Origin of the sequence: Bradyrhizobium sp. SRL28 (assembly GCF_018596315.1) — a bacterium.
In the GTDB taxonomy this organism is placed as follows: Bacteria; Pseudomonadota; Alphaproteobacteria; order Rhizobiales; family Xanthobacteraceae; genus Bradyrhizobium.
The window spans coordinates 707,935-719,312 of the sequence record NZ_JAHEAG010000003.1 but is presented as its reverse complement, the minus strand read 5'-3'; the positions used below and the strand labels follow the sequence as shown (position 1 = coordinate 719,312).

The following is an 11,378-nucleotide window of genomic DNA, read 5'->3' as shown; positions in this document are numbered from 1 at the left end:
CCTCGGCAACGCAGTGCACGCGCGGCGGTTCCTCACTTCGGAACAGAGTTGCCTGTTTTTCCCGATGCCTAAAATCCGGTCAGGCGGACCGCGCTAACCCCTCAGCGTGTGGCTTATGCGTGTGACCACATCGTCCCACTGGCGCTTCTCCGCGGCGGGATAATTGATCAGCACGCAGTTCATGGTGCCGTTGCCGCGGTTGCAGCGGTTGTACCAGATCCGGTCCTTGCGAACGCTGGACACGACAAAAAAATCAGATGTGATCCTTTTGTAAATGATGCCGGCAGGCGGCCGCATCTTGGCCAGGAATGCGGCGGGCGAACCGTTCCCGGGATTGGGAACGGACTGCACCGTCAGATCGGCGCGGCGGTCCTCGGTGAAAAACCGCCGCCCGGTTCCGCCTTCAGGCGGTCCGGCGTCGCTGCTGAAGATCGAAACCGGCATGTCGACGCTGGTGCCGGTGCTCGGGATCTCATATCGCCGCCATTCGGTGTCGCCGGCAAAGGCGAGCGCGGGCGCAAAGATCAAAACGCTGACGATGAACAAGCGCGGCGTACGCATGGAACGATCTCCGGTTCGACTCGAGACAATCGAATCGATCGAAGTCCGTTCCAGCTCCGGACATTTCTAGGGCGCAGCCGCGCCCGCGATATGTTTCCCCGCGATGTAGCCGAATGTCAGCGCGGGGCCGAGCGTGATGCCGGCGCCGGGATAGTTGCCGCCCATGATGCTCGCCATGTCGTTGCCGGCGGCATAGAGGCCTGCGATCGGCTGGCCGTGTTCGTCCAGCGCGCGGGCGTGTTCGTCGGTCCTGATGCCGGCATAGGTGCCGAGATCGCCGATCACCAGCTTGATCGCATAGAACGGTCCGTCCTTGATCGGCGCGACGCAGGGGTTCGGGCCATGCAGCGCGTCGCCCTGGTAGCGGTTGTACGCGCGCGATCCCTTGCCGAAGGCGGGATCGCGACCCTCCACGGCTGATGCGTTGAATTCGGCGATCGTCGCTTCCAGCCCTTGTCGATCGATGCCGGTTCTGTCAGCCAGTTCGGCGAGCGTCGTACCGCGCTTGAGATAGCCGGTCGCGAGATGATGGCGAAGCGGCATCGGAAACGGCGGCACGCATCCAAGGCCGTATTTCCTCAGCGCGCGGTGATCGCAGAGGAGAAACGCCGTGATCTCCTCGCCGGGCTTCGCGGCCTTCACCATCGCCTGCACGAAGTCGTGGTACGAATTGCCCTCATTGGCAAAGCGCCTGCCGTCGCGCATCACGGCGATGACGCCGGGTTTGGCGCGGTCGATGAAATGCGGCATCACGCCCTTGCTGCCGTCCTTGCGCTCGGTGATCGAGACCGGCACCCACGCCGCGGCATTCGGCAAATTGTCCTCGATGCGTCCGCCCGCGGCCTCCGCCAATCGCAAGCCGTCACCGGTGTTGCCGGCAGGGCCCGGCGAGAAATGCTCGGTGCCCTCGGGGGCGTGCGGGAACATCGCCTTGCGTCTGGTGACATCGTGCGGAAAGCCGCCGCAGGCCAGCACGACGCCGCGCTTGGCATTGACGCGGATCAGCTTTCCATGGCGTTCGACGACCGCGCCGCGCACCGCGCCGTCCTCGACGATCAGTTCGTGCACCGGCGACGACAGCCATAGCGGTATCTTCAGGTCGAATGCCGATTTGGCGAGGCGGCCTGCGAGTGCATTGCCGTTGGTCAGCGTCATGCCGCGGCCGTTGCGCAGCACGTCGAGGGCATGCTTCGACAGGCGCTTCGCCACATAGAGCGCCGAGGTCAGCGATTTGGTCGCGCGCATGAAGTGGACGATGTCCTTGCCCGACCCCAGCATCATGCCGAACACCGTGAGTTCGGGGAGGGGACTGCCGAGGGTCTTGACGTGCTCGCCCAGTTCGCGGCCATCGAACGGCCGCGTCACCATCGAGCGGCCGCCCTGCGTCCCGCCGGGCGCTTCCGCATGATAATCCGGAAAGGTCAGCGGCATGTCGAAGCGCACCGCCGTCTTGCTGGTGAAAAAATCCACCGCTTCGGGACCGGCGGAGAGAAACGCATCGACGCGCGCAGCATCAAAGCTGTTGCCGGCCTCGTGGCGCAGATAGGTCCGCGCCTGGTCGGGGCTTTCCTCGATGCCCCAGGCCTTCGCCAGCGAGGTGCCGGGAATCCAGAGCCAGCCGCCGGAGCGTGCTGTGGTCCCGCCGAAGCGCGGTTCCTTCTCGACGATCAGAACATTGAGCCCGTGATGCCCCGCGGTGACCGCCGCCGACATTCCGGCGCAGCCTGAGCCGACCACGAGCACGTCACATTCGTAGGTTTCTTGTTCGTTGCCCGCCACGCGCTCCGCCTCGTTTTCGTTCCTTGGGCGGGCATTTGGATGGGGATTGAATTATCTGTCAATCGCGCTGCTGCACCTTCTCCCACAACGGGAGAAGGAAGAAGCGCGCGCTGCACTCGCTCAATTCCCCGTTTCGAACGTGCAATCAGCGCCGCCACCTTCCTTTTTCCTGATCTCGGCCGGGTCGAGCGTGCACGTCAGCTTCGAGACGCTTTCGAACACCGATCCGGCGGCGCCGTCGGGCGGCACGCCGGCCATGGCTTCGGTCGCAAAGATTTCGCTGGCACGGCGTCCGGTGATGGTCTGCTTGGCGCCCTTGAAGGTCAGTTCGCAGGAGCGTGCGGTGATGTCGACATTGCTGACGCGGCAGACGATCTTGTCCGCAGTGACCGAAATCTTCTTGGCGTAACGCACGCCGCTCTGCCCGACGAAAAATGCGCTGACGGCTTCCCGCTCATCCGCGGTCAGCAGCGGGGAATACAGCGCCACGACGCCGGCCAGCGCCAAGGCTGCCGGTCCGTTGGCGGTTGCCGGGGCGGCCGATGCGGTGGATGCGCCGGCGGTGAAAAGCGAAACAGCGAGAACCGCCAGCCTGCCGGATTTCATTTCTATCTCCTCAGCGTGATGCGCGCTCGCCCTCCGTACCACAGCCGGCGAGCTTCGCCAGCGGCGAATATTTCGTGTTGCGAATGGCTGGCTCGATGCGCTGTGCAGTTCAGGCAGGGCGGCCCCTCAAGTTATGCGCTTGCGCCGCTCTGGTATCGGCGGCACATTTGCGAGCGCGACGCCAAGATCGCCAAGACGAAAAGCCTGAGGAAGCTCCATGGCGGCCACGCGGATCGACTGCGATATTCATCCCGCGGTGGGCGGAACCCGCACCACGCTGCTGCCCTATCTCGACGACCACTGGAAAGAGCAGGTGGTCAGTCGCGCCATCGACGGCCTCGATCTCAACTCGTATCCGCCCAACATGCCGTTCTCGGGCCGCGCCGATTGGCGCCCGGCCAACGGCAAGCCGGGCTGCGAACTCGCGATGGTGCAGCGCGGCGCGTTCGACCAGCTCGGTTCGAGCCACGCCATCTGCAACGTCGTCTACGGCGCGCAGGCGGTGTTCGATTCCTATATGGCGGCCGGCTTCTGCAAGGCGATCAACGACTGGATCGCGGCCGAATGGCTTTCGAAGGATCCGCGGCTGAGCGCCTCGATCGTCGTGCCGATGCAGGCGCCCGATCTGGCGGTGGAAGAAATCGAGCGCAGAGCCGGCGACAACCGCTTCGTCTCCGTGCTTGTGCTGGCGCAGGGCGAGACGCTGCTCGGACGACGGCACTACTGGCCGGTCTGGCAGGCCGCCGAGAAGCACAGGCTGCCGGTCGCGATCCATGCCGGCAGCGCCTATCGCACCGCGCCGAGTTCGATCGGCTGGCCGTCCTATCGTTACGAATATTATCTCGCCGAAGCGCAGGCGTTTCAGGCCCAGATCTTGAGCCTGATCTATGAAGGCGTGTTCGGCAAATTTCCCGGCCTCAAGGTCGTGCTGATGGAGTCGGGCGTGAGCTGGCTGCCGGCCTTCATGTGGCGCGCCAACAAGACCTGGCGCGGCGTGCGCGTCGAGGTGCCGTGGGTTGAGCGCGAGCCGGCTTCCATCATCCGCGACCATATCCGCGTCACCATGCAGCCGTTCGACGGCCCGCCGGATGCCGCAGGTGTCGCCGACGTGATCGAGCAGATCGGCTCCGACAAGATGTTCCTGTTCGCATCCGACTATCCGCACTGGCAGTTCGACGGCGACGATCCGATGCCGCCGCATCTGCCTGCCAGCATCGTCTCGCGCATGTGCGCCGACAACCCGTTAGAGACCTTTCCGCGGCTGAAGCTCGCCGCATAGGTAGAGCATGATCCGGACCCGGAGGGCCACGTTAGTGCAAAGTGGGAACCGGTTTTTCCGATAAGATCATGCTCAAACAAAGAGAATATCGAAGGAGGATCGCATGAGTGACGTCATCGACCGCCCCATCCTAGCCGAGGAAGAAGCCGCCAGGAGCCGGCTGCGCATCATCGATTGCGACGTGCATCCGAGCATCCATGCGCATAGCGATCTCGATCAGTTCCTGCCAAAACGCTGGCAGGAGCATCTTCGCACCTACGGCAGCCATCTGCGGACGCCCTATATCGGCACCACGCCCTATCCGCGCTCCTCGCCGCTGATCGCGCGCCGCGATGCCTGGCCGCCGACCGGCGGGCCGCCTGGTTCGGATCTCGATTTCATGCGCAAGCAGCATCTCGATCCGCTCGATATCGAGTACGGCATCCTGCAGGTGCTCGATCTCTTCATCTTCTCGCAGCAGAACCTCGAATTCGGCGCCGCGATCCAGCGCGCCATCAACGACTGGCAGCTCGCGTTCTGGTCCGATCGCGATCCGCGGCTGAAGGCCTCGATCCTCGCCGGCCAGGACGATACGCAGTTCGCGATCGCCGAGATCGAGCGATGCGCCAAGATTGGCCGCTATGTGCAGATCAATGTCTGCCCGCGCGCCAACGAGCCGCTCGGCCGCCGCCGCTATTGGCCGATCTATGCACGCGCGCAAGAACTCGGCCTGCCGCTCGGCATTCATGTCGGCGGCTATGGCGGGCACGCCCCGACCGGCGGCGGCTGGCCGTCTTATTATGTCGAGGAGCACCAGTCGAACGCACACACGATGGCGGCGCAGCTTACCAGCCTCGTGCTCGAAGGCGTGCTTGAGCGCTTCCCGAACTTGAAGATCGTGTTCATCGAGGGTGGTTTTGGCTGGATCCCATCGGCCACCTGGCGGATGGACCGGCATTTCGACGCCTTCCGCAGCGAGGTGCCGCATCTCAAGCGCCGTCCGTCGGAATATGTGAAGCAGCATTTCTGGTTCACGACGCAGCCGATCGACGAGCCCGATGAGGCAAAACATCTACGTTCGCTGATCGAATGGGTCGGCGCCGATCGCCTGCTGTTTTCGTCGGACTACCCGCATTGGGATTTCGACGATCCGCGCTTTGCCTTCAAGACGCCGCTGACGGAGACCGAGCGCCGGAAAATCTTCAACGGCAATGCGCGCGCGCTCTACAAGCTCTGAGTGACGACAAGGATAACATGGCCCGTCACATCGTCGCCCGTACGTCAGATATCCCGCCCGGCGGCAACAAGGTCTTTGGCGTCGACGGTCGCGACATCGTCGTGTTCCACGTCAATGGCGAGTTCTTCGCGCTGCTCAATCGCTGCCCGCATGAGGGCGCACCGCTGGAGAAGGCCGCCTGCGTCGCGCGGCTGACCTCGCCGGAGCCTGGCGTCTACCAGCGCTCGCGCGTCGGCGAGCTCCTGCGCTGCCCGTGGCACGGCTGGGAATTCGACATGCGCAACGGGCAATCGTATTTCGATCCGAAACGCGTCAAAGTCCGCTCCTATCCGGTCGCGGTCGAGAGCGGTGAGGAATTGCAGAAGGGGCCTTACGTGGCCGAGACCTTTCCGGTGCACGTCGAAGACAGCTACGTCATCATCGAGGTGTGATGGTCCGTAGTCCGTAGGGTGGGCAAAGGCGCGCAAGCGCCGTGCCCACCATCGCACACTCCGCTCGTGATGGTGGGCACGCTTCGCTTTGCCCACCCTACGACTCCAATGAGTGACTACGCCATCAGCCCGTCGACCATCGCGCGCACGATGGTCGCAATCTCCTTCCGCAGCGCCTCGACCGGCACCGCGATCAGCTTCTGCTCGAGGCCGAGCAGCACCATGCCGTGAACGGCTGAAAAAAGACTGCGCGCCGTCACGCCAAGTTCGAGCGGCGTTCGCTGCGGAAAGAGTTCGGCCAGCGGCTGGTAGATATGCCGGAACAGATTCATCTGTTCGTTGATCGCCCATTCCGGGATTGGTTTGCCAGGCGCCATCCGGTGTTCGAACAACGCGCGCCACAGTTCGAGATTTTCCGCGGCGAAATCGCAGTAGGCGACCGCGATGCGCACCAGCGTGTCGCGAGGAGAGGCGGGGCCCTGCGCTTCGGCGGCGGTGAGGGAGGCATCCAGCCGCGCAAGCGTCCGCGATCCCACCCGCAGGATCAGTTCGTCCATATCGTCGACGAGATTATAGACCGCGCCGTTGGCGACGCCGATTTCCCGCGCCAGCTCCCGCGTCTTCAGGCCGGCCAGTCCGCCTGCGGACATGCTTCGTTCCGCCGCCAGGATCAGTTCTTCCCGAAATTTCGCTCGTCTTTTCAGTGCTTTAGACATCATTTACCAATTTCTTGAGCGACGCTCAAAATAATTCTTGAGCAACGCTCATGTTGGTGCTACAAGTAATTCATGAGCGACGCTCATAACACAGGGAGCTACCAATGTTCAAAACTGTTTTAACGCTCTTCCGGGGCAGTGTGGCTGCCGCGGGGGAAGAACTGGAAGACCGCTCGGCACTTCTCATTCTCGACCAGCAGATGCGCGATGCGGCGGCGGCCGTCGAACGTTCCAAGCGCACGCTGGCGCTGGCGATCGCAGGCGACCAGCAGGAAGGCCGCCGTCTCGACGCCACCAATGCCCGGATCGCCGATCTCGAAGTCCGCGCCACCGCAGCACTTGATGGCGGCCGGGAAGATCTCGCCCGTGAGGCCGCGCAATCGATCGCCAATCTCGAGGCCGACCGCGATGCTGCGATGACCGCGCGGACGCTGTTTGCGTCGGAGATCACGCGCATGAAGCGCCAGGTCGCCAGTGCCGAGGCGCGGATCACCGAGTTGGAGCGTGGTCGTCGCATCGCCCGCGCGTCGGAAGCGGTTCGCGCACTGCGCCGGGGCGGTGTCGAAGCGGCGCGGCCTTACGAATCCACGCTGCCGGAAGCGGAGAACACGCTGAAGCGTTTGCGCGAACGGCAGATTGAGGCCCAGGCCGCCTCCGACGCCCTGATCGAACTCGATGCCGCCACCGGACCGCAGGCGACCGCCGAAAGGCTCGCCGAACAGGGCTTTGGCCCTCGGCTCAAATCAACCGCCGATGACGTGCTCGCGCGGCTGAACGCCAAACGCCCGCAAACTGCCTGAAACTGAACTTGATCAATTAAACCCATATCAAACAGGAGATTGTCATGAACCAGAACGTCCAACCCCACAGCGGTGCCTGGGTTACCTTCACCTATGCTTCGTTTTCCGCCTCGGCCTTCATGGTCGCCGTCGGCGTGTTCTTCCTGCCGCTCGATCTCTGGATCAAGGGCTACCTCGCGATGGGCATCGTCATGCTGGTGCAGTCCTGCGTCACCCTGGTCAAGACCGTGCGTGACATGCACGAGAGCGGCAAGCTGGTGAACCGCATCGAGGACGCCAAGGCCGAGCGGTTGCTGATGGAAGTTTCCAAAGCTGCTTGATTTCCAAGGCTGCGTAACCTGTGACGCAGTGCTGGCGAAGGCGGACGGCGGGTGTTTCGGAATCCGCCGTCTGTCGGCGGCCAGGCATGATCAAGAAATCGCTGCAGTCCGGCTTCGCGTCGGAAGACTTAAAGGAAGGATCGACTTCAATGAAACGACCCGTGGTGTTTCTTCTACTGGGGCCTTCGCTGGTCGCGCTCGCGGTGTGGATGGTCGCTGCTGCCATCGCGGGTCGGATCGACGATAGCTTCATTGGTGTATGCGCAATAACGTCCTTCCTGCTCACCTTGCCTGTATCGGCGATCACCGGGCTTGTGGACGGGTATCTTGCACGGGGCTTGCCGGCGCTCTTGAGGGCATCCCTGACCGCAGCTTTCGGCATGACGGTTGCCATCGGGCTGGTTCTCGCCCTGTTCAAGATCATGTTCTCATCGTCAGTGCCGCCAGAGGTCATGAATGGAGCACTCTGCGCGGGCTTCTTCTTGCTGCTGCCGATGGGCTTGTGCTCGCTGTTGTCGGATGATGACGGCAACCGGCAACGGCATTCGATTGAACCGGCCTGCGCGTGAAGTTGGGATGTGAGCGCCGCGTAACCTGTGACGCGCGGCGCTAGCGAGCGAGGACGGCGGATGTCTCCCAGGCAAAGCAAAACTAAAAGGAAATGCTCATGAGGACCCGATCCGGCACCCGCTATTCGCTGTCATGAATCATTTGATGTCGCCGTTAAATGCATCGTTTACCCTGCAGCAACCTAAGGGTGCTCTACTCATAGCTCCTTAACTGGCGCGGGCGCAGAAATCCCGGGCGGATGAGGTTGCTGCGCGGTTTCGTGAAACGCTTGCAGCCCGTCTGAAAACGATATTTCACCGCATGACCTCATTTCAGGATGGCGCCATGAATCAGAATATCCAGCATCACAGCAACGCCTGGGTCACCTTTACCTACGGTTCGTTCGGCGCCTCGGCCTTTCTGGTCGCGATCGGCGTCTACTTTCTCCCCGTCGACCTCTGGATCAAGGGCTACCTCGCGATGGGCATCGTGATGCTCATTCAGTCCTGCGTCACCCTGACCAAGACCGTGCGCGACGTGCATGAGAGCAGCCGCTTTGTGAACCGCATCGAGGATGCCAAGGCCGAACGGCTGCTGATGGAAGTTTCCAAGGCTACTTGATTTCCAAAGCTTCATGATTTCCAAGGCCGCGTAACCTGTGACGCGGTGCTGGCGAAGGTGGGCGGCGGATGCTTCGGCATTCGCCGTTTGCCTGCCTCGCAGAATGTTTGACGTTACCAACACATCGTTTACCTTCCTGCCACCGTAACGTGTCGCACTCATGGCTCCTTAACGGGCCCGGCGCACAAAACCGGACCGAGTGCGGGCAAGTGGCATGGCGTTTATCTCGAGCGGCAATTCGGCGATCCGTCATGCGTTGGGGCAGGTTCGCTCCGCGGCCGGGCGTTTGGGCGGCTATGGCGTGTTCTGGCTGAAGGCGCTGCGTCAGCCGACCATCGATCTCACCATTCGCACCCATGCCGGGCTGATCACGCGCATTGTCGAAACTCCCGGGCTGTCGCTTTCCGAAGCCGAACTCGGCGAACTGGTATCGCAGCTGCGCGTCGTGGCCGCCAAAACTCTGCCAGAGGAAAGTCTCACTTACGGCATTTTCTCCGGCGACCGCGAAAGGTTGTCACGCGCCATCGTCACGCTGATCTGCGAGGAAGCGACCGGACGTCCGATCGCCTTCAACGCGCTGTCGGTGATGGAGGTCGCACTGGATGGGGAGCCTGTCGAGGTCACCCATCTCGGCCTCGTGATGGTCGATCCCGACGAGCGGGGACGGGGGCTCTCCTGGGTCCTCTATGGTTTGACGGCGCTGGTTCTCTTCGCCCGTGACGGGCTGCGTCCGAAATGGATTTCGAACGTCACCCAGGTGCCATCAGTCGTCGGCATGGTCAGCCAGACCTTTTCGGATGTCTTCCCGTCGCCGCATCCGGACGCGCGCCAGAGCTTTGCGCATCTGCAACTGGCGCGCGGCATCATGTCGCGTCATCGCGCTGTGTTCGGCGTGGGTGATGAGGCCGGCTTCGATGAAGCCCGGTTTGTCATCACCAATGCCTATACCGGCGGATCGGACGCGCTCAAGAAGACCTTCGAAGTCGCGCCAAAACATCGCGACGAGCAATACAATATGTTTTGCGCCCGTGAGCTGGACTACGCCAGGGGCGACGACGTCCTGCAGCTCGGCCGTATCGATCTCGCAGGCGCGCGCCGCTATCTCCTGAGCGAAGTGCCCTCTGGTTCGCTGCCGGCACTGCTCGGGACTGGCGCGGCGCTGGCCCTGCAGCGGCTGGTGCTTCCCGCCATTCACTGGATGGACGATACGCGGCCCTTCGGTATCTTGCGGCCGCGGGCGCCGGGAAATGGGAACGGCCCATGACGCCGGGGATGGTCGCCGATTCCATCGTCAACCTGTGCGGCGCGATTGGCCTTGGCGTCGCCATGGCCACGCTCTACCGGCGTGATCCCAGGAGCCCGCTGACCCGGCGCCTGCTGGTTGCGCTTGGCATCATCGCGTTGCTGTTCCTGGTGCGGGGGACAGCATGGTGGAGCGGCAGCGGGGTGCTCGACAACCTGTCGATGATCCCGGCCGCGCTGATCCCGCTCGGCGCCTTGCTCGTCACCGAAGGGATTTTGCGGCGTCATGCCCCGCGCCCGGCCAAGATCGTCATTTTGACCGGCGGCATCGTGCTCGGTCTCGCCGGCGCTGTCGGATCGGAGCGTTTTGCGGCACCCTTTGCCGTCCTGCTCGCCTTGTTCCAGCTTGGCAGCTTTGCAACCTGCGCCTGGCTGCTGACGACGCGGGACCGGACCACGCTGATGGCGTCCGAGAATACGAGCATCGGTCGCCTCGCCGTCGGCGCCGTCCTCGTCATTCCCTTCATCGTCACCGATTTCAGGGTGCTGATGCCGGATATTCCGGTCAGGCTCGGGGCGTTGGGGGCGCTGCTCGTCGTCACCGCGATCCTGATCGCGGAACGCGGCGCGGAGACGCAGCGTCAGGCGCTTCTGATGACGGCGCTGCGGCTGTCGAGTTCGGCGCTTCTCGGTATCGCCGCGGCGTTTGTCGCGCCGGATGTCGATGCCGCGCAGGTCATGCGATTTTGCGCCATCGCGATCGCGGGCGTTCTCACCATCGGCTTGATGGTGGACGCGCTGCGCGCCTACTTCGAATCGCAGGTGCCCGGCGTTCTCAACTCCGTTGCGGCGTCGCCGGCCAAAACGCGCGACGCGCTGATCGCGGAACTCGCGCGTCACCCGATCTTCGAGAGTGCCCGGCGCTATCGCGAGAGCGAACTCCTGGCCTACGATCCCGCGCTACTGCGCGATTTCCTGTCGAGCGTGCGGGTGCTACGCCGCCCCGACGCGCCGTGGGGACTGAAATTGTCCGATCCCGCCGTCGAGCGCGTGATGTCGCTGCTGGCCGCCAACAGCGCGACGCATCTCATCGTCCTGTCACACGATCCGATCGACGTCATCGCGCTTGCGGTTCCCGTGATTTCGGCCGATCCGGCCACGGAAACCGCGCTGGCGCTGGTGCGGCGCCTGCTGGCGCTGACGCCGGAGACCATCTGACGTTCCGTCACGCAAATTTTCTTGCCCGACTTACGAAACG

13 protein-coding genes are annotated in these 11,378 nt (G+C 63.3%); 9 read left to right on the top strand and 4 right to left on the bottom strand.

Annotation, left to right across the window (positions count from 1 at the left end; all coding sequences use genetic code 11):
- Nucleotides 1–93: 93 nt before the first annotated feature.
- The 3 genes from KIP88_RS11430 to KIP88_RS11420 all read right to left on the bottom strand — a co-directional run bounded on the left by KIP88_RS11430 (nucleotide 94) and on the right by KIP88_RS11420 (nucleotide 2,946).
- A complete protein-coding gene (locus tag KIP88_RS11430; RefSeq protein WP_214487964.1) occupies nucleotides 94–561 on the bottom strand; it encodes a hypothetical protein in 468 nt (155 codons plus the stop codon).
- A gap of 66 nt (nucleotides 562–627) precedes the next feature.
- Nucleotides 628–2,340, bottom strand: a complete 1,713-nt coding sequence (locus KIP88_RS11425) for an FAD-dependent oxidoreductase (RefSeq protein WP_214487963.1) — start codon at nucleotides 2,338–2,340, stop codon at nucleotides 628–630.
- A 120-nt stretch (nucleotides 2,341–2,460) separates the two neighbouring features.
- Entirely contained in the window at nucleotides 2,461–2,946 is a 486-nt protein-coding gene (locus KIP88_RS11420) for a hypothetical protein (protein ID WP_214487962.1), read from the bottom strand.
- Between the two features lie 217 nt (nucleotides 2,947–3,163).
- On the opposite strand from KIP88_RS11420, the gene KIP88_RS11415 reads away from it, so the two are divergent.
- From KIP88_RS11415 to KIP88_RS11405, 3 genes are all read left to right on the top strand, one after another.
- Nucleotides 3,164–4,225 (top strand): amidohydrolase family protein, encoded by a 1,062-nt coding sequence (locus KIP88_RS11415; RefSeq protein ID WP_214487961.1) that lies wholly within the window; start codon nucleotides 3,164–3,166, stop codon nucleotides 4,223–4,225.
- 103 nt (nucleotides 4,226–4,328) lie between these two features.
- Entirely contained in the window at nucleotides 4,329–5,441 is a 1,113-nt protein-coding gene (locus KIP88_RS11410; protein WP_214487960.1) for an amidohydrolase family protein, read from the top strand.
- 17 nt (nucleotides 5,442–5,458) lie between these two features.
- On the top strand, nucleotides 5,459–5,872 hold the full coding sequence (locus KIP88_RS11405; protein WP_214487959.1) for a Rieske (2Fe-2S) protein: 414 nt from the start codon (nucleotides 5,459–5,461) through the stop codon (nucleotides 5,870–5,872).
- Between the two features lie 116 nt (nucleotides 5,873–5,988).
- Here KIP88_RS11405 and KIP88_RS11400 read toward each other — a convergent pair whose 3' ends face one another.
- On the bottom strand, nucleotides 5,989–6,588 hold the full coding sequence (locus KIP88_RS11400; protein ID WP_214488035.1) for a TetR/AcrR family transcriptional regulator: 600 nt from the start codon (nucleotides 6,586–6,588) through the stop codon (nucleotides 5,989–5,991).
- A gap of 104 nt (nucleotides 6,589–6,692) precedes the next feature.
- On the opposite strand from KIP88_RS11400, the gene KIP88_RS11395 reads away from it, so the two are divergent.
- The 6 genes from KIP88_RS11395 (at nucleotide 6,693) to KIP88_RS11370 (ending at nucleotide 11,338) form a co-directional block, all read left to right on the top strand.
- Entirely contained in the window at nucleotides 6,693–7,388 is a 696-nt protein-coding gene (locus KIP88_RS11395) for a PspA/IM30 family protein (RefSeq protein WP_214487958.1), read from the top strand.
- A gap of 44 nt (nucleotides 7,389–7,432) precedes the next feature.
- Nucleotides 7,433–7,708: a YiaA/YiaB family inner membrane protein gene (locus KIP88_RS11390; protein WP_214487957.1), complete on the top strand. Its 276-nt coding sequence runs from the start codon at nucleotides 7,433–7,435 to the stop codon at nucleotides 7,706–7,708.
- A gap of 86 nt (nucleotides 7,709–7,794) precedes the next feature.
- Nucleotides 7,795–8,277, top strand: coding sequence for a hypothetical protein (locus KIP88_RS11385; protein WP_214487956.1), 483 nt, complete (start codon nucleotides 7,795–7,797; stop codon nucleotides 8,275–8,277).
- A gap of 325 nt (nucleotides 8,278–8,602) precedes the next feature.
- On the top strand, nucleotides 8,603–8,878 hold the full coding sequence (locus tag KIP88_RS11380) for a YiaA/YiaB family inner membrane protein (protein ID WP_214487955.1): 276 nt from the start codon (nucleotides 8,603–8,605) through the stop codon (nucleotides 8,876–8,878).
- A 214-nt stretch (nucleotides 8,879–9,092) separates the two neighbouring features.
- Nucleotides 9,093–10,142 (top strand): hypothetical protein, encoded by a 1,050-nt coding sequence (locus tag KIP88_RS11375; protein WP_214487954.1) that lies wholly within the window; start codon nucleotides 9,093–9,095, stop codon nucleotides 10,140–10,142.
- Nucleotides 10,139–11,338, top strand: a complete 1,200-nt coding sequence (locus KIP88_RS11370) for a hypothetical protein (protein ID WP_214487953.1) — start codon at nucleotides 10,139–10,141, stop codon at nucleotides 11,336–11,338. Before KIP88_RS11375 ends, KIP88_RS11370 begins: the two co-directional genes overlap by 4 nt.
- Nucleotides 11,339–11,378: the final 40 nt, after the last annotated feature.